18 protein-coding genes, 1 other RNA gene and 1 riboswitch are annotated in these 19115 nt (G+C 61.5%); of the genes, 5 read left to right on the forward strand and 14 right to left on the reverse strand.

Going from position 1 to position 19115, the window contains the following annotated elements; all coding sequences use genetic code 11:
- Nucleotides 1–80 precede the first annotated feature (80 nt).
- Entirely contained in the window at nucleotides 81–1562 is a 1482-nt protein-coding gene (locus D3Y59_RS06255) for an amino acid permease (protein ID WP_119444269.1), read from the reverse strand.
- 335 nt (nucleotides 1563–1897) lie between these two features.
- A riboswitch (SAM riboswitch) is annotated at nucleotides 1898–1990 on the reverse strand.
- Nucleotides 1991–2083: 93 nt separating this feature from the next.
- Entirely contained in the window at nucleotides 2084–2806 is a 723-nt protein-coding gene (locus tag D3Y59_RS06260) for an EcsC family protein (RefSeq protein ID WP_119444270.1), read from the reverse strand.
- Between the two features lie 148 nt (nucleotides 2807–2954).
- Here D3Y59_RS06260 and D3Y59_RS06265 point away from each other — a divergent pair, with 148 nt between their 5' ends.
- On the forward strand, nucleotides 2955–3437 hold the full coding sequence (locus tag D3Y59_RS06265) for a nuclear transport factor 2 family protein (RefSeq protein ID WP_119444271.1): 483 nt from the start codon (nucleotides 2955–2957) through the stop codon (nucleotides 3435–3437).
- A gap of 3 nt (nucleotides 3438–3440) precedes the next feature.
- Here D3Y59_RS06265 and D3Y59_RS06270 read toward each other — a convergent pair whose 3' ends face one another.
- From D3Y59_RS06270 to D3Y59_RS06280, 3 genes are all read right to left on the reverse strand, one after another.
- Nucleotides 3441–4454 carry a Gfo/Idh/MocA family protein gene (locus tag D3Y59_RS06270; protein ID WP_119446355.1) on the reverse strand — a complete coding sequence of 338 codons (1014 nt, stop codon included), beginning with the start codon at nucleotides 4452–4454 and terminating at the stop codon, nucleotides 3441–3443.
- Between the two features lie 160 nt (nucleotides 4455–4614).
- The gene (locus D3Y59_RS06275) at nucleotides 4615–5421 is read right to left on the reverse strand and encodes a M48 family metalloprotease (RefSeq protein WP_119444272.1); all 807 of its coding nucleotides are present in this window, start codon (nucleotides 5419–5421) and stop codon (nucleotides 4615–4617) included.
- 66 nt (nucleotides 5422–5487) lie between these two features.
- On the reverse strand, nucleotides 5488–6645 hold the full coding sequence (locus D3Y59_RS06280; protein WP_240410554.1) for a DegT/DnrJ/EryC1/StrS family aminotransferase: 1158 nt from the start codon (nucleotides 6643–6645) through the stop codon (nucleotides 5488–5490).
- A 198-nt stretch (nucleotides 6646–6843) separates the two neighbouring features.
- On the opposite strand from D3Y59_RS06280, the gene D3Y59_RS06285 reads away from it, so the two are divergent.
- Nucleotides 6844–7821, forward strand: a complete 978-nt coding sequence (locus D3Y59_RS06285) for a DUF6565 domain-containing protein (RefSeq protein ID WP_162910597.1) — start codon at nucleotides 6844–6846, stop codon at nucleotides 7819–7821.
- A gap of 67 nt (nucleotides 7822–7888) precedes the next feature.
- Here D3Y59_RS06285 and D3Y59_RS06290 read toward each other — a convergent pair whose 3' ends face one another.
- The 6 genes from D3Y59_RS06290 to D3Y59_RS06315 all read right to left on the reverse strand — a co-directional run bounded on the left by D3Y59_RS06290 (nucleotide 7889) and on the right by D3Y59_RS06315 (nucleotide 11553).
- Entirely contained in the window at nucleotides 7889–8788 is a 900-nt protein-coding gene (locus D3Y59_RS06290) for a glycosyltransferase family 2 protein (protein ID WP_119444274.1), read from the reverse strand.
- Between the two features lie 53 nt (nucleotides 8789–8841).
- Entirely contained in the window at nucleotides 8842–9546 is a 705-nt protein-coding gene (locus tag D3Y59_RS06295; RefSeq protein ID WP_119444275.1) for a cell division ATP-binding protein FtsE, read from the reverse strand.
- A 102-nt stretch (nucleotides 9547–9648) separates the two neighbouring features.
- Nucleotides 9649–9852: a fructose-6-phosphate aldolase gene (locus D3Y59_RS06300; protein ID WP_119444276.1), complete on the reverse strand. Its 204-nt coding sequence runs from the start codon at nucleotides 9850–9852 to the stop codon at nucleotides 9649–9651.
- Nucleotides 9853–9948: 96 nt separating this feature from the next.
- Nucleotides 9949–10605, reverse strand: coding sequence for a fructose-6-phosphate aldolase (fsa, locus tag D3Y59_RS06305; RefSeq protein ID WP_119444277.1), 657 nt, complete (start codon nucleotides 10603–10605; stop codon nucleotides 9949–9951).
- 104 nt (nucleotides 10606–10709) lie between these two features.
- Nucleotides 10710–10806, reverse strand: an RNA gene (gene ffs / locus D3Y59_RS06310) — signal recognition particle sRNA small type.
- Nucleotides 10807–10863: 57 nt separating this feature from the next.
- Nucleotides 10864–11553, reverse strand: a complete 690-nt coding sequence (locus tag D3Y59_RS06315) for an outer membrane beta-barrel protein (protein ID WP_119444278.1) — start codon at nucleotides 11551–11553, stop codon at nucleotides 10864–10866.
- 281 nt (nucleotides 11554–11834) lie between these two features.
- Between D3Y59_RS06315 and guaA the strand changes: the two genes are divergently transcribed.
- The 3 genes from guaA to D3Y59_RS06330 all read left to right on the forward strand — a co-directional run bounded on the left by guaA (nucleotide 11835) and on the right by D3Y59_RS06330 (nucleotide 15068).
- The gene (guaA, locus tag D3Y59_RS06320; protein WP_119444279.1) at nucleotides 11835–13367 is read left to right on the forward strand and encodes a glutamine-hydrolyzing GMP synthase; all 1533 of its coding nucleotides are present in this window, start codon (nucleotides 11835–11837) and stop codon (nucleotides 13365–13367) included.
- Between the two features lie 234 nt (nucleotides 13368–13601).
- A complete protein-coding gene (locus D3Y59_RS06325) occupies nucleotides 13602–14360 on the forward strand; it encodes a hypothetical protein (RefSeq protein WP_119444280.1) in 759 nt (252 codons plus the stop codon).
- Nucleotides 14361–14363: 3 nt separating this feature from the next.
- On the forward strand, nucleotides 14364–15068 hold the full coding sequence (locus tag D3Y59_RS06330) for a type 1 glutamine amidotransferase (protein WP_119444281.1): 705 nt from the start codon (nucleotides 14364–14366) through the stop codon (nucleotides 15066–15068).
- Here the strand turns inward: D3Y59_RS06330 and D3Y59_RS06335 are convergent.
- The 3 genes from D3Y59_RS06335 to D3Y59_RS06345 form a co-directional block, all read right to left on the reverse strand.
- Nucleotides 15065–15397, reverse strand: coding sequence for a DUF6686 family protein (locus tag D3Y59_RS06335; protein WP_119444282.1), 333 nt, complete (start codon nucleotides 15395–15397; stop codon nucleotides 15065–15067). The two genes, D3Y59_RS06330 and D3Y59_RS06335, sit on opposite strands and share 4 nt — an antisense overlap.
- A gap of 37 nt (nucleotides 15398–15434) precedes the next feature.
- Nucleotides 15435–16547, reverse strand: a complete 1113-nt coding sequence (locus D3Y59_RS06340) for a PepSY-associated TM helix domain-containing protein (RefSeq protein ID WP_119444283.1) — start codon at nucleotides 16545–16547, stop codon at nucleotides 15435–15437.
- A 177-nt stretch (nucleotides 16548–16724) separates the two neighbouring features.
- Nucleotides 16725–19106, reverse strand: a complete 2382-nt coding sequence (locus tag D3Y59_RS06345; protein ID WP_119444284.1) for a TonB-dependent receptor — start codon at nucleotides 19104–19106, stop codon at nucleotides 16725–16727.
- Between the last annotated feature and the right edge of the window lie 9 nt (nucleotides 19107–19115).

The following is a 19115-nucleotide window of genomic DNA, read 5'->3' on the forward strand; positions in this document are numbered from 1 at the left end:
AGCACAACGGGCCAGCAGCGCTGCTGCTGGCCCGTGGCAAAAGCAAAGGCAAACCCTAGGTAATCAAAGGGCCCACAGGCTTAAGCAACCGTGTTGCCCACGGGCTCGACGGTGGAATTCACCAGCTGTCCTTGGCCCAGCTTGCTGTTCTTTTTGCCGTACGCGAAGTAGATGATCAGGCCAATTGCCAGCCACACGAACAAACGAATCCAGGTGTCCTGGGGCAGCGAGAACATCATCACCAAGCAGGTAACGATGCCCAAAACCGGCACCACCGGCACCCAGGGCGTGCGAAACGCGCGCGGCGCGTTGGGCTCGCGCTTGCGCATGATGAGCACGCCTACGCATACCATCACGAAGGCCAGCAATGTACCGATGCTGCACATTTCGCCCACCACGTGAATGGGCACGAAGCCGGCAAACAGGCTAATGAACAAGCCCAGCAGCAGGCTCGATTTGAGCGGCGTCTGGAACTTGGGGTGTATTTGCGAGAACACCTTTGGCAACAGCCCATCGCGCGACATGGAGAAGAACACGCGGCTTTGGCCTAGCAAATCGACCAGGATAACCGAGGTGTAGCCGATCAGAATGGCCCCGATGATGGCCGTGCTTAGCCAGCCGTAGGGTGTTTTTTCGATGGCAATGGCCACCGGCGCGGCGCTGTTCTTAAACACGGTGAAGTTGGCGAGGCCCGTCATAACGTAGCCGAACAGCACGAACAGCACCGTGCACACCAGCAGCGAGCCAATGATGCCGATGGGCATGTTGCGCTGCGGGTTCTTGGCTTCTTGCGCCATGGTAGCCACAATATCGAAGCCGATGAACACGAAGAAAACCACGCCCGCCCCGCGCAAAATGCCGCTCCAGCCAAACTCGCCGAAGGTGCCCGTGTTGGCCGGAATGTACGGGTGGTAGTTGGCCGGGTCGATGTACTGCCAACCCAGAGCAATGAACACCAGCACCACCGACACCTTAAGGGCCACCACAATGGCATTAAACCACGCCGAGCCCTGCGTGCCGCGCGCAATAATGGCCGTAATGGCCAGCACAATGAGCACGGCGGGTAGGTTAACCAAGCCGCTCACGGTGCTGCCATCGGCCAGGGTAGCCGTTTCCCACGGCGACATCATGAGCTGCGGCGGCACGTGGAGGCCGTACTTGCTGAGGAACTTGCCCAGGTAGTTCGACCAGCTAATGGCCACGGTAGCGGCGCCCACGGAGTACTCCAGCACCAAATCCCAGCCGATAATCCAGGCAAATAGCTCGCCCATGGTGGCGTAGGAGTAGGTGTAGGCCGAGCCGGCCACCGGCACCATGGAGGCAAACTCGGCGTAGCACAAGGCCGAAAAGGCACACCCGATGGCAGCAATTACAAACGACAACGTGATGGCCGGGCCGGTGTGGTTGGCGGCAGCAATGCCCGTGAGCGAGAACAAGCCCGCCCCAATAATTACCCCTACCCCAATGGCAATGAGGTTGAACGGACCTAGGCTGCGCTTAAGCGTGTGCGTGCCGCTCTCTGCGGCTTCTTGCCGCAGCAGCTCCAATGATTTTTTAAGCATACAATGGTTGGTGCACGCGCTGCTGCACGTGCGAACGAAAATGCGCCGTGGCGCTGCTCCTGCCCTTGCTTAATGCAGCTGGGCGGGCAGCCGACCGGCAAATAGGAAAATGGTTACCGCAACGGGTGGGCGCGGCGTCAAGCAAGCCCTAGGTAGCTGCACTGGCGCTTAGGCGTGGCAGCTCGGCCTGGCCGCGCCGGCTGGCCTCAACAACAACAGCAACATGCGCAGCCAAGCCCATGCGCAGCCAAAGCAGCGCGGTTTAGCAAGCGAGGTGCAGAAGCACGGTGGAGACCAGAAACGGGGAAGTGGCAGAAAAAGCCCACAGCTACTTGTTTTTATATGGTCAGGAATTGGCACCGTTCCGGATGATCCGGAGGGTTGCCGGCGCTTCAGGGAGCCTGTCTCTCCACGCCTCTGTATAAAAACAATCCTTCAGAGCAAAGAATTGATGGGGCAAAGGTAGCCTGCAAACCGCCGATTGTGCAAACGCCCCGGTGCGCCTAGGTGCTTGGCGCCGCTCAGGAGGCCGGCAGCCGACGCATGCGGTAGCAGCTCATGGCCGTGTCGCCGAGCTGCTCGAGCAGGCGGTAGTTGGCGAGCAGGCCCACGGCTGCCCCCACCACGGGCAGCAATTGGGCCAGCTTGGCCAGGTCGATGTAGTCGCGGTATTCTTGCTGAAAGGTGCGCCAGTCGAAGGCGTTGACATCGGCGGGCAGGGTTTGGCGGTAGGCCTCCCAGTTGGCCAAGCGCTGGTACACCTCGTTGCGGGTTTGCTGGCTGCTGAAGGTTAGCTGAAACACGTGCAACAAGAACAGGCGCTCGGTGTAGTCGCGCACGTCGTGGCCGTAAAGTGCGGCAATGTCGAAAAGCAGTTTAAGCTTGATGCCGAGCAGCAGCGGAAAATCGGCCAGGCTCAGCAAAAACCCGCCCGCCCCGGTAACGGCACCCTCGGCGGCGGCGGTGTTGCGGTAGTACTTGATGCGCTGGCGCACCGCGGCCTCGCGCTGGGCCAAGGCCGCGTGTTGCAGGGGTTGCCGCGTGGTGTGCATCGAGCCGAACAGCACGCCGCGCACCATTTGCTTGATAGCCGTGGTGAGTGCTTGGTGCACACGCTCGGGCAGCAACGCGTTCAGGCGGGTTTGCACGTGGCGCGCAAAGCGGTTGAGGGCCGAGGGCGGCCGCTGCATGCGCTGCTGCCACGCGCGAAGCTCTTGGTAGGCTTGCTGTTCGTCGGGGGTCATGGGGCGAGTGGCTTGGATTACGCAGCCGCGGGTACCCAATCTTACCCAAGTTGGCAGGCGGGGGTTGGGGTTTGCCGCTACATATTAGCCGATTTACCCGTTTATTAGCGCCTCGCTGACAAACCCACTACCCCCTACTGGTTACCTCATGAAACCTGCTTTACTCTGCTTGTTGCTGTGGTTGGGAGCCTCAGCCGTGTACGCCCAAAAACGCCCGGCCAAGCAGCCGGCACCGGTTGCCAAGCCCGCTCAGCCTGCTGCGCCCGTCGCGCCACCCCCTGCCCCGGCCCCCGTGCTGTCGGAAGCCGAGCAAGTGGTGCAGCGCCAACTGGAGGCCTACAACGCCCGCAACCTCGATGCCTTTGCGGCCACTTACCACGAACAGGTGGAGCTGCTTACGTTTCCGGCTGTGCTGCGCTCCAAAGGCATAGCCAAGCTGCGCGAAGGCTACGGGCAGTTTTTCGCCCAAACGCCCGACCTGAATTGCCAGATTGTGCACCGCACGGTGCTCGGCAACAAGGTTATCGACCACGAGCGCGTAACGGGCCTGCCCAACGGCCAGGTGCTGGAGGCCGTGGCCATTTACGAGGTAGAAAACGGCCTGATCCGGCGCGTCACGTTTGTGCAGTAGCGCCTACTTCAGGCTGTAAATTCGCTCGATGATTTCCACCACTTTCAGTCCGTCGTGGGCGTTGGTGGTGGCTACGGTTCGGTGCTGCAAGGTGTCAATCACGTTTTCGATGAGGTGCACGTGGTTGGCGGCGCTGCCTTGGTAAGTGCCGTAATCGTTGGCGGGGTTGGTGCGGGGCAGCGCGGGCAGTTGGTAATTGCGGATGTGGCAATACTCCACCTTGTCCATGTACTGGCCCGCAATGCGCAGGCTGCCGTGCTCGGCCACCACCGTAATGGAGCTTTCAAGGTTACGGTCCCACACGCTGGTGCTGTATTGCAAGGTGCCGCTGCCGCCCCGTACCAGATCGAACGCCACAAGGCCTGAGTCTTCGAACTCGGTAAGCTCGTGGTGGTTGAAGTCGCGGAACCGGGCCTCGATGTTGGTGATGTCGCCAAACACCCAGTACAACAAATCGACGAAGTGGCTGAACTGTGTGAACAGCGTACCGCCATCGAGGGCGCGCGTGCCGTGCCAGCTGCCGGGGCGGTAGTAGCGGGTGTCGCGGTTCCAGAAGCAGTTGATTTGCACCAAGTAAATCTGCCCTAGGTGGCCTTCGTCGTACACCTGCTTGAGCCAGGCGGCAGGCGGCGAGTAACGGTTTTGCATCACCCCAAACACCAGCCGGTTGGTTTGCTGCGCCGTTTGCACAATGGCTTCGGCATCGGCGCGGCGCAGGGCCAGCGGTTTTTCTACCACCACGTGCAGGCCGTGGCGCAGCGCCTGCGTGGCCTGCTCGGCGTGCAAATAATTGGGCGTGGCCACGGTCAGCACATCGGCGGCGGGGCCTTGCCCTAGGTACTCCTCGAGCGAGGCAAAGCACGGCACCCCCGCAAACTCGGCTGCCAAGGCCGCGTGCAGCGCCGCATCGGTGTCGATAAGAGCCACCAAACGCGCCGCGGGGCTGCGGGCTACCAAGGCGGCGTGGCGCCGGCCAATGTGCCCGGCCCCGCAAATCACAAAACGAACAACCGGCAAGGCAGCCGCGCCCAAGCCGGTACCGGAGGTACTTGCAGCAAACACGCCGCAAGCTCCGAAAAAAGCGGCTTCCGACGAGCCTTGTTCATCATAAGATAAACGCGCGAGGGCTCCGCAGCAACCGCCGCGGAGCCCTCGGCCCTAAAAGCCACGGCCCGACCTAGAGAATGCGCTTGAGCTCCTCGAAGCTGCCATTGGATACCGAGCGGTTGGTGCAGCCCAGTTGGCGGGCACTGTTCTGGATGCTCGTAACGCGCGAGCCGGGGTTGGGGTGCGTGCTCAGGAACTCAGGCGAGCGGGCACCGCCCTGCTTTTCGGCCTTGATGAAGAAGCCCGCGGCGCCGTCGCAGGCGTAATAGCGCGTGCCGTTGAGGTACACGGTAGAGTACTTATCGGCCTCTTGCTCGAAGGTGCGGCTGAACTTGAGCTGGCCCAGGCCGGCGGCAATTTGCGTGAGCATGTTGGGGTTTTTGCCCAGCACCACCCCCATCAGCAGGCTGATGCCGTACTGGCGCTGCAGCAGCTGGGTGCTGTGGCGGCGGTCGGCGTGGGCAATTTCGTGGCCGATTACGCCCGCCAGTTGGCTTTCGTTATCGAGGAACTTGATGAGCCCCGTAAACACGTAGATGTGGCCGCCGGGCGTGGCAAACGCATTTTGCATCTGGTCGTCCTTGATGATCTTGACATCCCAGGCAAACTGGTTACGGTACTTGATGTTGCCGTTGTCAAGCACGCGCTTCACCACGCCGTCGAGCAGCTGGTAGGCGCGGGCGTTGCTGCCGCGCGACAGCAGCTGGCCTTTGGCTTGGTAGAGCGAATCGGTTTGGTGGGCCACCTGCGCCCCCAGGGCAATGTCCTGGTCGACGGAGAAAATGTTGAAGCCCTGGTGCGGTTTGTTGATGGCGGCGGTGGTGAGGCCGGCTAGTGCCGTGAGGCCCGCCAGCAGGCCAAGAAAAGAGCGGGTCATGTGCGTGGTAATCGGGTTGATGACGACGAGTTGTACGGGCGCAAGAAAAAACAGTGCCAGCCGCGCTCAACCTTGCGCCCAGGCTTGCACCACCTCCGCTACGTAGCTCACCTGCGCAGCCGGCATGGCCGGGTGAATGGGCAGCGAAAGCACCGTGCGGCACAGCTGATCGGCCACCGGAAACGCCCCCGGCGAGTAGCCTAGGTGTTGGTAAGCCGGCTGCAGGTGCAAGGGCGTTGGGTAGTACACCACCGAGGGCACGCCGTGCTGCTTCAGAAACTGTTGCAAGGCAGCGCGCTCGGTTTGGCTGGCCAGCGTAAGCGTGTACTGATGAAACACGTGGGTGCTGCCCGCCTGCCGGGCCGGTATGCGTAAGCGCGGCAAATCACCTAGGGCGGTATCGTAGCGGGCGGCAATTTGCTGGCGCGCGGCCGTCCAGGCGCCTAGGTGCGGCAGCTTCACGCGCAATAAGGCAGCTTGCAACGTATCGAGGCGGGAGTTGAGGCCCACGCAGTGGTGAACGTATTTCTGGCCGGGGCGCTGGCCGTGGTTGGCTAGCTGGTAGAGCTGCGCGGCGCGGCCAGCATCGTGGGTGAGTACGGCCCCGCCGTCGCCGAACGCGCCTAGGTTTTTCGAGGGAAAAAACGAGGTAGTACCTGCCTCGCCAACCGTGCCGGCTGCCACCGAGCAGCCATCGGGCAGTTGCCAGGTGGCCCCAATGGCCTGGGCGTTGTCCTCGATGAGGGCGAGACTGTGCTGTTGGCACAGCCGCTGCAGGGCGGTTAGGTCGGCGCACTGGCCGTAGAGGTGCACAACCATAACGGCCCGTGTGCGGGGGGTAATGGCTGCGGCGGCAGCGGCCGGATCGAGCGTGAAGGTATGAGGCAGAACATCGGCCAGCACCGGTTTCAGGCCCAGCACGGCCACGGCCTCGGCGGAGGCCACGTACGTAAACGCGGGCACTATTACCTCGTCGCCGGGTTGCAAACCCAGGCTCATCAGGGCGAGCTGCAGGGCGTCGGTACCGTTGGCGCAGGGCACCACGTGGGCGCCGCCTAAGTAGGCGCCCAGTTCGTTGGCAAACAACTGAACCTCCGCACCCTGAATAAAATCGGCGGCCTGCATAACGCGCTGCAGGGCGGCCTCGAGGGCGGTTTGCAAGGGGGCGTGCTGCGCCGGTAAATCGAGCAGTCGGACGGGTGACGCGGGCACTTCGGAACGCACAGAAACCGGCAAAACAACGTGGAAAAGCCGAAATATAGCGCTACCTCTGGGTTTGCGCAGGATGAGTGGCACAAAACCCGGGCCAGGCTGGCATCCTAGTCGCCAAACATGCGTAACCTACTATGTATGGCCTGCGTTTAGCGGGCCAAGATGGCCGCAGCCGCGCGCGGCTTCCTTCCCACCCTAACCCCGACGATCATGTTTAAGAAATCCATTTCCACGCACGCCCTCGCCCTGCTGTTGCTGGGTGGCGGCCTTGCCTTCAGCCAAGCCAGCTGCAACCGCGCCGAGCGCCAGGAAACCGCCTCCGAAACGGGCGCCGCTACCAACGATGCCTACAACGACTTCAAAACCTTTGTAGCCAACACCGAGGCCCGCGCCGACAGCATGGGCGACCTGACGGAAGCCGAGTACAACGAAGAAAGCACCCAGCTCAAGAGCGATTACGACAGCAAAGTTGCGGCTGCCGAGGCCGATATGGCCACTTGGGATGATACGCGCAAAACGGAGTACGAGCAGCTGAAAACCCGCTACAACACGGCCTACACGCGCCGCGAAGAAACCTATCGTAACCGCGGGGCCGTGGCTACGAGCACTACCACGGGGGGCAGCTCGGCCGCGGGCAACAGCTCGATGAAGCCTGTTTTGGGCATCGGCAACATGGGCAAATATTACAAGCCCAGCAACCCGTCGGCTAGCCTTACCGCCGCCAACGCCCGCCAGACGTACGAAGACTTCGTGCAGATGGTGAAGCAGAACGAAGACCGCTACGACATCAACGACTGGCGCAACATCAACGCCGACTGGCGTGCCCTCGACCAGAAGTACGAGCAAATTAAGGGCGATGTAAGCACCGGCGACAAAGCCGAAATTGCCAAGGAAAAGCTGAAATACGCCGCCTTTAAATCGTACGACAAGGCCGAAACCCGCGTGTCGCAGGGCGCCGACCTGGCCACCGGCAACCGCGAAGAGGCAGCCGCCAAAGGCTCGGGCGTACGCCTGGAGCAGTCGGCCCGCAACGCTGGCTCCGACGCCAAAGAGGTTGGCAAAGACGCCGCTGAAACCGGCAAGGACGCTGGCCAAAGCGCTAAAAACGTAGGCCAAAAAGTTGGCGGCGCCGTAAAGGGCGCTTACAAAGAAGTGAAGTCGGAGGTTAAGAACACCGACAAGGACTAAGCTACTGCTCCCACTACCCATACGCCTATTGCAAAAAAGCCGGCCCCCTAGGTCGGCTTTTTTGTTTTTAGCTGCCGCGCCGCCAAGCACGCAGCAGCCACAACAGCTTCAACAAATCGAGGCTCCGTAAGCTGGGCTTGGGTTGCAATACTTGCCGGCGCAGCCACGGCTCGGCCAGCGCCAGGGCTGCCAATGCCGGCCCCGCCAACCCTAGATGCCGCAGGCGCTGGCCGGCGGCCAGCAGCCGGGTACGGGCGCCGAGGCCGTAGGCGCGGTGGAGCTGCAGCAGGTTGTGCGCAGCGGCCTGGCTTTTTTGCAGAAACACCTCGGCCGGCTCGAGCACGGCGTGCTCCACGGGGTTGTGCAAATGGTACACCGGAACGCCTTGTTGGCCAAGCTGCCAGCCCAGTAAGGTATCCTCGTGGCCGTATTGCTGCAGTCTTTCGTCGAGCGGAAACTGCCGGAACACAGCCGCGCTAATGAGCACGTTTTTCAGGCTGAGCTGCGCATGTGGTGCCTGTTGCCGCACCGCGGCGGAGCGCGCTTCGCGCGCACGGCCGTAGTGCCACCGCAGGCAGTGGCGGGCATCGGAAGGTGGATTGGGGCTGTACGCGGTGCCGCCCACCAACACCGGCGCGCGGCCAAGGGCATCGGCGTACCGCGCCAAAAAATCGGGCGCGGCCACGCGTACGTTGTTATCGAGCAGCAACAGCCATGGATACAGCGCCGCGGCAGCCAGCCGGTTGCGAATGGCCGCGCGCCCTAGGTTATGCGGCAACTCGTGGTAGCGCACACCCGGCAACCCGGCAATTTCGCGGTTTCGTTGCTTAACCGCTTCGTCGGAGCCGTCGTCGAAGCAAAGCACCTCCACGGGGCCAGGCCACAGCGCAGCCTGGCTTACCAGCGCCTGTGCCAGCGCCCGTACATCGCAGTTGTACACCGGTATGAGTACCGAGAGGCCAGGCATGAAGCAGTTGGCTAAACGAAGTGCAACAAAGCCGACCTAGGCAAGGCGCCGCGCTACAGCCAGGTGGTTACGCGCAGGTCGTCGTTGGTGATGACGCGCAGCTTGCCGTCTTCGCAGCGGAGTACGCGCTTGGGGTAACGCCGGATGAGCTCGTAGTTGTGGGTAGCCATTAGCACGGCCGTGCCGGCGTTGTTGATTTCCATAAACAAGCGCATGATGCCGTCAGTCACGTCGGGGTCGAGGTTGCCGGTGGGCTCGTCGGCCAGCAGTACCATGGGCTCGTTGAGCATGGCGCGGGCAATTACCACGCGCTGCTGCTCGCCGCCCGAAAGCTGGTGGGGCATTTTGCCGGTTACGCCTGTTAGGCCCACGCGCATGAGCACATCCTGCACGCGCTGCTTCATTTTGGCTTTGTCGCGCCAGCCGGTAGCCTGCAGCACAAACAGCAGGTTTTGGGCCACCGAACGGTCGTAGAGCAGCTGAAAATCCTGAAACACGATGCCCAGCTTGCGGCGCAAGTACGGCACTTTTTCGGGGGCCAAGTTGCGCAACGAGTAGCCTACCACCGTGCCCATGCCCTCGTGCAATGGCAAATCGGCGTACAGAGTTTTCAGCAACGAGCTTTTGCCCGAGCCCGTGCGGCCCACCAAGTAAGCAAACTCGCCTTTGCCCAACTCAAACGACACGTTTTGCAGGATGGTGTTTACGTCCTGCATCACGTAGGCGTCGCGGAGCTCAATAACGGCGGAGTTATCCATGGCTTCGGAAAAGTAGCGGAATGGGCGGTGGCAGCCAAGGCATACGGCCGCTTACCTAGAGCAAGTTTTGGGCGTGCGGGCTGCCGCGTCGGGGCAGGCTGGCTACAGGTTCAGGGGTTGCAGCTTGCCAAACTCCAGCTGCTCAATTACGGCGGCCAACTCCACTTCCTTGCCCTCTAGGCCGTAGCGGTGCAGGTCTTTCAGGGGGCGGTCGGCGCGGAAGTAGGCAATCAGCACGAAATCGTTGTCGCGCAGCTGAATGTAATCCGGAATCTTGGCCTTGCCTTTGACTTTGATGATGTACATGTAGTTAGTACCGAGTACTGAGATATGAGAAGTGAGACCCGACTGGCCTTTCGACCAAAGTCTAACGTCTCACATCTCAATTCTCAGGTCTAACATTTAGGCGTTTACGCGCTTGTGGTCGGCCAGGAAAGTGGCGAGGCCTTTGTCGGTAAGCGGGTGGCTGAGCAAGCCCGTAATCACGTTGAGCGGGCAGGTTACCACGTCGGCCCCGATTTCGGCGCACTGAATGAGGTGCGGCACGTGGCGCAACGAGGCGGCCAGCACTTGCGTGGGGTAGCCGTAATTGCCGAAGATGTTCACAATTTGCTCGATCAGCTGCAGGCCGTCGTGGCCGATATCGTCGAGGCGGCCCACAAACGGCGACACGTAGGTAGCACCGGCTTTGGCAGCCAGCAGGGCTTGGCCGGCCGAGAAAATCAACGTGCAGTTGGTTTTGATGCCGTTTTCGGAGAAGTGCTTGATGGCCTTGATGCCGTCGCGGATCATGGGCACTTTCACCACGATGTTGGGGTGCAACTCGGCCAGGGCTTCGCCTTCGCGCACAATCTCGTCGAATGTGGTACCAATTACTTCGGCCGAAACGTCGCCATCCACCAGCTCGCAAATGCGCTTGTAGTGCGCCATTACGTTGTCGTGCCCGCCGATGCCTTCTTTTGCCATCAACGAGGGGTTGGTGGTAACGCCGTCGAGCACACCCAGCTCCACGGCTTCCTGAATGTCCTTCAGGTTGGCGGTGTCAATGAAAAACTTCATCCGGAAAAGCTTAAAGCCCTAAAAACAAAAGATGCCCCAAAGCTAACCGTTTGTTGGCGGCGAAGGAAACGAACCTTCGCCTCGGGTAGTTGGGGCAGGGACAAAAAAAAGCGAACCAGTATCGCACCGCTCAACCACCTACCCTTGCTACCTTCCGGTCCTGGGGGAGTTCAGCAGGAGCTGGTCGTACTGATTCGCCGTTGCAAAGGTAACACGCCGGGCCGCGGATTTGCAAACCCAAGCGTGTTTTTTCTGGTTTTAGGGGTTAAAAGGCAGCAGGCGGAGTGCCATGCCAAAGCTCAACTGGCTCACGTAGTGCACAAAGCTGTACTCGCGGTTGTCGAGCTTTATTTCGGTGGCGGCTTTGGTGAGGCCGCGCTCGTATCGTGCCGTGAGCAGCACCCGGCCCAGCTCGTAGCCCATGCCGGCTTGCACCGCTAGGCCGTGCCGGCGCATGCTGTGGTTGATGCTGCTCACGATGCGCAGTTCGTAATCCTGCTCGGCGCGTTCGTAAGCGGTTGGGATGCGCACCGCAAACACGGGCCCGCCCAACACGCGCAGCCGCTTGCTTAGGCGGTAGCCCACGGGCACAGCAACGTTAAGCCGCTGCCAATCCTGCGCCGATGCCATCGACCAGAAGTCGCCAGTGGTGGGCTGCTGGGCGGTGTTGTTGATGTGGTGCCAGCTTTGGCTGCGCGAATAAGCCAACTCGGGCTGCACAAACCAGCGCCGCTCGGGCCCGCCAAAGTTGTGGCGCGTCCAAAACCCAATACGAAAGCCCGCCGAGGGCGTGGTGAGGCGCGGAATAATCTGGTACTGGCCCACCACAAAGCCCGGCTCGGGGTTTGTCACCCGAAACAAATCGTGGCCCATAAGCAGGCCACCTTGCCAAGCCGCCGGGGCGCCGGTGGCGGTGCTATCGGGCAGCGTTTGAGCCCACGAAAACACGGGCGAGCAAAAAAGGAGAAGTAGAAGTTTTTTCAAGCAACAGGAGGTAAAGCGGAGTTGGGGGTATTCTGTAAAAAAACTAATTCTGCCCGCACCATGCAACGACAAAACTCCGTGTACCCGCTGTTTATCAATAAATTGAAACAAGCCATTGGTACCATCCAAGTTTGGTACTATCGAACGATGCAGCCTGCAACCGTGCGTGGCGTGGGTGCCGGGTTTTGCGGCGAACCAGGCACCTAGGGGTTGGATAGCTCGGCTCTGGCGCCCTACCTTTGCCCATGCCTCAACAGATTTTGATCCTTGATTTCGGGTCGCAGTACACGCAGCTGATAGCGCGGCGCATCCGCGAGCTGAACGTCTTCTGCGAAATCCACCCCTTCACGCACGCCCCGGACCTCACTGAGGACATCCGGGGCGTTGTGCTTTCGGGCTCCCCCTGCTCGGTGCGCGACCCCGAAGCCCCCAACCCCGACCTCAGCAAGTACCTAGGCAAAGTGCCGGTGCTGGGCGTGTGCTACGGAGCGCAGCTGCTGGCCCACCAGGCTGGCGGCGAGGTGCTGCCGGCTACCATTCGGGAGTACGGGCGGGCGCGCCTCTCCGACCTGCGCGCCGAGAACCCGCTCATGCATGGCATCAGCCTGAACTCGCAGGTGTGGATGTCGCACGGCGACACCATCAAAACACTGCCCGCCAACTACCACGTTATTGCCAGCACGCCCGAGGTGCGGGTGGCGGCATTCCAGATTGAGGACCAGCCAACCTTCGGCATTCAGTTTCACCCCGAGGTAACCCACTCCGCGCAAGGCAAGCAGCTGCTGGAAAACTTTGTGGTGAGCATTTGCCGCTGCGCGCAGGACTGGACGCCGGAGCACTTCGTGGACGGCGCCGTGGCCGCGCTGCAGCAAACCATTGGCCCCGACGACCAGGTAATCCTGGGCCTGTCGGGCGGCGTCGATTCGTCGGTGGCGGCTTTGCTGCTGCACCGCGCCATTGGCCCTAGGTTGCACGGCATTTTCGTGAACAACGGCCTGCTGCGCAAAGAGGAGTTCGAGAGCGTGCTCCACTCCTACCAAGGCTTGGGCCTGAACGTAACGGGCGTGGATGCGTCGGCGGAGTTCTACGCCGCGCTGGCCGGCCTCACCGACCCCGAAGCCAAGCGCAAAGCCATTGGCCGCACCTTTATTGAAGTGTTCGACCGCGAAGCGCACAAAGTGGAAGGCGCGCGGTGGTTGGCCCAGGGCACCATTTACCCCGACGTGATTGAGTCGGTATCGGTAAAAGGCCCGGCCGTAACCATCAAGAGCCACCACAACGTGGGCGGCTTGCCCGAGCGTATGCACCTGAAAGTGGTGGAGCCGCTGCGCATGTTGTTCAAGGACGAAGTGCGCGAGGTGGGCGATACCCTAGGTCTGCCGCACCACATTTTGCACCGGCACCCCTTCCCCGGCCCCGGCCTGGGCATTCGCATCCTGGGCGACATCACGCCCGAAAAAGTGCGCCTGCTGCAAGAAGCCGACGCCATATTCATCGACGCGCTGCACCAAACCGGCCTCTACGAAAAGGTATGGCAAGCCGGCACCATTTTGCTGCCCATTCAGAGCGTAGGTGTGATGGGCGACGAGCGCACGTACGAGCAAGTGGTGGCGCTGCGCGCCGTAACCAGCGTGGATGGCATGACGGCCGACTGGGCGCACCTACCCTACGAGTTCCTGGCCGATGTATCGAACCGCATCATCAACCAGGTGCGCGGCATCAACCGCGTGGTGTACGACATTTCGTCGAAGCCGCCGGCAACGATTGAGTGGGAGTAGGCAGCAGCAAATGAGTTGTAAAGCCGCATCGGGAAACCGGGGCGGCTTTACTTCATGTATTTTACCAGACTAGTAAGCTCAAGCCAAGCATGCTTCGTTTCGCTTGGCGCCTTCCGCAGGTAATCATCTGAAAGCAAGACACCACTTCGCTGCTTATCACCAAAGTTGGCAAAGCCCTTATCTTTGCTTTGGTGCCGAATATTGGCAATCCCCCTTTTTGTCGACCTCTGACAAATGGTTACTACCCTTCGCCGGGTGAAGCACTGTGTAGCCCTGGCCGTAGCGCTCTTAGTCGTTCAGGCTACTGCCCAAGCGCAGCACGGCCAACACGCCCCCACCCCGCTTAGCACCCCCGACCGCCCCGGTGTGCACGGCATGCTGGTTTTTGGCACTGGCCGGGTGTATGCCTCGCACCTGCCCATGTTCCACAGCCCGCACGATTACCAGGTGCTGCTGGAAATTATTCTGAGCGACTCGGCCAAAGCTGCCTACGCAGTTAGCCAGCGCAAACACCCCAACGAGCAGGTGTATACCCTCGAGCCGGAGAAGTTTGTGCTGCCGGCCATGCTGCAGCAGCCGCGGCCATTCAAGGCAACGCTTTACCGCGGGCATTTCGAGCGGGGTGGCACGCCCATTGCCGGCGGCGTAACGGTACGCATTGCCAAAGTGCTCTACGCGAAGCAGCTACAAGCCAACCCCGACCCCGAGGCCAAAGCCGAGTACGTGCTGATCGGCAACGAGCAGGAGCAATTCCTGGTGCACCGCATTGGCGCCCGGCCCAACTTCGATCAGGTGCTGCGCGTGCGCCTGCCCGATGCCCGCAGCCGCAAGCAGCTAGCCCAACAAGGCAGCTTGCTGCTCACGCAGCCCCGGCTAGCGGCCAGCGTGGAGCCTATTGCTGCCCCCGCAACCATTAACGGCGAAGTGGCCGGCCGCAAATTGGCGGTGCAAGCCAGCGGCAGCCTCTATCTCGAGCACGAGGACCTGAAGTAGGCCATGCGCATTCATTGCTTTCAACACATCAGCTTTGAAACTCCGGGGCTGATTGCCGATTGGGCACGGCAGCAGGGCCACCAACTCAGCATTACCCGTTTCGACGAGCCAAACCCGCAACTACCCAAGCTGAACGCGGTTGATTGGCTGGTGGTGCTTGGCGGCGCCATGAGCGTGCACGACGAGGCACGGCTTGCGTGGTTGGCGCCCGAAAAGGCGTTTATCAGCCAAGCAATTGCCGCCGGCAAAACGGTACTGGGTATTTGCCTAGGTGCGCAGCTAGTGGCCGATGTTTTGGGAGCCCCCGTAACCCAAAACCACCTGCCCGAAATTGGTTTTTATTCAGTGCAGTTCTCCGAGGCAGCGCAACGGCATCCGCTGTTCGCTCACGCTGGCGCACAGGCAACCTTCCTGCACTGGCACGGCGACACCTTTGCCCTGCCGGCAGGCGCTGCAACCGTAGGTGCCTCGGCTGCTTGCCAACAGCAAGGCTTTGTGTACGGCACGCGAGTGGTGGGCCTGCAGTTCCACCCCGAAATGACGCCCGAAATTCTGCAGCAGATGATCCGGCACGATGGGCACGAACTGATACCTGGCCCGCACGTGCAAACCGCTGACGAGCTGCTTGCCGGTTTAAAACACCTAGGAGAAGGCCAGCAGTTTTTGGTTGGTTTGCTCGATGCGTTGGCGCTGCAAGAGCAGGCTTAAGCGCCGCCTTTCAGCAACTCCTCGGCCTCCAAAAACAGCGCTGTGCAATCGAGCAGCTCCACGAGCTGCGTCAGCTCGGCGAGGGTGAACACCATGGCCATGCGCGTAGCGGGCGTGGGTACGGCAATGCAGCGCGCGTCGGGGTCGCACGGGGGGCGCGAGCTGGTGGTGCACTGCCGGTAGGTGCTGGCAATGCGCGTGCGAAAATCGGCCAGCTCGGCTGGGGTAAGCGCCAGCCCTAGGTTGCCAAAGCATAGATGCACGAAACCGGCTGCCCGGGGGCAACGGGCCGTGTACCCAAAGGTGTTGTGGTGAAGTAGCTGCGCCATACGAATCAGCGAGGGTAAACGCGTAGCAAAACACGGCTCAGGCCGAAACGGCAGCCGCATGCCGCACCGGTGTGGCATGGCGCTTGGCGGGCCGCTGCCGGCGCCACCACAGCAGAAAACCCGTGACGGTGATGACGGCGCTGCTCAGGGCCAGTAGGCTGTAAATAATCTTGATTGCGAGGCCGCCGTATTGCCCGTAGTGCAGGGTGCGCAAGGCAAAGTCGAAGCGTTCGGCGGGGCGTAGGTTCTGCTCGCGAAACACCTTTCTCACCTGCACCGCGCCGGCTGCGTTGCCGAACTCCACTTTGCTGGCGGTGCGGCCCCAAATCCAGGCGCTGCTGGGGGCCCGGCCGAGCACCGCAACGGATGCCTCGGGCTTGCGCGGGAAGTTTACCCGCACCAGCTCCAGGCCCGGCTCTAGGCGTTGGGCTTCGGCAATCAGCACATCGAGGTTGGCGGCGACCGTGGGCAGGGCCTTCTCTTTCTTCTCTTTGTCGTCGGCGAAGATCTTCTTCAGATCGAAAGCGTCCCAGCTCATCCAGAGGCCGCTGCCAGCCAATACCACATTGAACACCAAGGCCCACGAGCCCAGCACGCGGTGCAAACCCGAGGAAGCCGTGCGCCAGTTTTTCCAGCGGATGGCGGTGCGCAGCAGCAAGGCATCGAGCAAGTGCTTGCGGTACACCACAAAGCCGGTAAGCACCGAGCCAAGCAGGGCAATGGCAAAAACGCCAGCCAACGCCTCGCCCAACTTACCCATGAAGAAGCTGTAGTGCAGGATGATGAGCTGATCGGTGAAAGAACCGAACGACTTACCCAGTACCTGCCCCGTGTACGGATTGACGAACAGCCGGCCGGGCTCCTGGTTTTCGTAAATGCGGATTTCGAGCGACTCGTTGGGCGCTTGCGGTATGTACCGAAACGAGTAGAACTGCGCAGCCGGCTCGGCGGCTTTGGCCCGTCGGTACAGCTCGTCGTACCCCAGGCGCCGCTCCCCTACTGCCACCCGAAACAGCTCGGGGTGCAACTGCTGGTTCAGTTCTTCGCGGAATACCATGAGGGAGCCCGTGCAGAAGAACACCAGGATAAAGGCTCCGCAAACGAGCCCCAACCAGGAATGCAGCGTAAAGAGGCGGCGCTTGATGTTCATAAACAGTAGCGTTCGGGATTTTTCTTGCTTCGCCTAGGTGCTTGCCCAGCCGCGGCCCGGTTGGCAGGTTTGCCGATGCCATTCACTCACCTAAGTACCAAATCAAAGTCGGCCACTAGGCCTTGGCTGAGCGAACACCAAAGCGGAAAGAAGGATGCCCCGAGGCAGTTCGGAAGGTTAGAAAGAGTAGCCGGCCGTGAGGTTGAAGCGGGCGCCGTTGCCGCGGGTGTAGTTGGCATCGGTGCCGTTGAACTGCGCAATGGGTGTGTAATACGCGTTGTTCAGCAGGTTTTCTACGCCCAGCGTCAGGCGTAGCTTTTCGGTGAAGCTGTACGTCGAGGTGAAGTTGACGAGGCCGAACGAATTTACAGCACCCTCGCCCGAAGCGTAGGCGCCGGTGCGGGCGTTGCGGTTGAAGCGCGTGCGCGTGCCCGAGTACACGTAGTTCAGGGCCAGGCTTAGGGGTTCGATGGGCTGGTAGCGCACGTAGGCCGTGGCCTTGGGCGGGGCAATGCGGTTGCCGTTCAGCCACACGCCTTGTAGCACGTCCTGGCCGTTTACCCGCGTGGTCAAGGTGGCCCGTCCTTCCACCCACGACCACGAACCACCTAGGCTCAGGATTTTCAGCGGGGCGAAGTCGGCCGTAAGCTCGTAGCCCCATACGCGCTCGGGGGCGCGCTGCGGCACCAGTATGCCGTTGCCCTGGTCGACGAGGTTGGCCCCTAGGTCGGATTTGCTCACGAAGTACACGCCGCTCAGCGTCAGGGGGCCCAGTTCGCTGCTGGCACCGGCCTCGTAGTTGCGCACCACAATGGCTTCGGTTTCGAGCAACGACAACGTGTTGGCGCGAGCGGTACGCAGCGTACGGCCCAGCTCGTAGAGCGAGAAGCCTTCGGAATAGCTCACGAAGGGGTTCAGCCACTTGTAGCGGGCGTAGCGCAGGCCGGCGTTGTATACCGCGGTCTTGTACTTAAGCGTTCCGCCTTGCACCGCAACGCCGCCCACGTAGGTGTTGCCGCTTTGGGTGCGCAGGGTGGTGTAGTCGGGCACTTTTACTTGGATGTTCTCCACGCGGGCCCCGCCTTTTAGGATGAAGTGCTCGAACAGCGTAGCGCGCAGCTGCGCGTAGGGCGCCAGGTTGCGCATCTGCATGCGCGGCGTCCAGAGGCGGCCGTCTACCAGGTTTTGCACGGTTTCGTCGCCAAGCAAATCGAGGCCGTAGGTTACATCGGCGTTAAACTGCTCGCCCGTCAGGATGGGCGTGTTCAGGTTTATGCGCAGGCCCAGCTTGTTGGAGTTGATTTCGGATTGCCCGCCGCCCTCGAAGAACGTCGGCTCGGCATCGTAAATGGTGCGGAAATCCTGCCAGTAGCCGGTTACCTCCACGCTGCTGCGCAGCGGGAGCACCTCTTGGCCGCGGTAGGTTAGGTAGGCGTTGTGGTTGTGGCGGGTGCCTTCATCAACCCCACCGCGGCTACCTTTCACGCCAATGGTCGGAAACTGCCCGTACTTGCCGGCGCGCAGCACATAGTCGGAGTTCTGGCGCGAGCTGAAGTAGTTGTACATCAGCTCCAAGCGGTTCTTTTCGTTAAGATCATAGCCCAGCTTGCCAAAGCCGTTGTAGGTTTTGGTTTCGCCTAGGCCGTAGCGCGGCGAAATCACCTCGCCGCGGGCGTCCTTGTACACGCCGCTCTGGTCGAAAGTGCCGCTCACCACGTAATCGAAGTTGCCGGGCTTGCCGTAGAACTGCTGCGTAGCGCGGTACCCCAACGAGTTGCCGGGGTGCGCCACGTTGCCGTTCACACCTAGGGTAGTAAGGCCGCCAAATTTCTGGCCAGCCACAGGGCGCTTGGTGATGTAGTTGATGAGGCCGCCGTCGGCGCCGTTGCCGAAAATGGCGGTGGCACCTTTGATAACCTCCACGCGCTCAATCACGGTGGGGTCGATGGTGCGGATGTCGCGGCCTCCGGCGCGCAACGGCGTGCTTTGCGGAATGCCATCGATGAGCACCAGCACATTGCGGCCGCGCAGGGTTTGGCCCACGTTGCCGGTTTGGTTGGTGGTGAGGCCCAGGCCCGGTACGGCATTGCCCACCACAGCCGCCAGGTTGTTGGGCGTAGCAGCGGCTTGCAGCTGAATTTCGCGGGCGTTGAGGATGGTAGCCGAAACCGGCGTTTCGCGGATGGGCTCGGCCCGGCGGCTAGCCGACACAATTACCTCGCCCAGCTCGGCGCGGTTTTCGGCCAGCACCACGTCGGCCAAGGTTTGGGTTTGGGCCTCTTGCACTTGCACCCGCTGTTGGGTGGCGGTGTAGCCCACGGCCGTAACGGCCAAGGTGTAGTCGCCGGCGGGTACGTTGCCAATTTCAAACGTGCCGCTGCCATCGGTAGCGGCGCCTAGGTTGGTGTTGAGCAGGCGCACCGTGGCACCCGGCAGGCCAGTGCCCTTGGCATCGCGCACGTTGCCGCGCAGCGTACTTAGGGTTTGGGCAAACACAGAAACGGAAACCAGCAGCCCGCTCAGGGTAAATAGCAAGCGGGCGAAAAAGCGAGAAGACATTGGCAGCGG

The sequence above is a fragment of the Hymenobacter oligotrophus genome, assembly GCF_003574965.1.
GTDB lineage: Bacteria > Bacteroidota > Bacteroidia > Cytophagales > Hymenobacteraceae > Solirubrum > Solirubrum oligotrophum.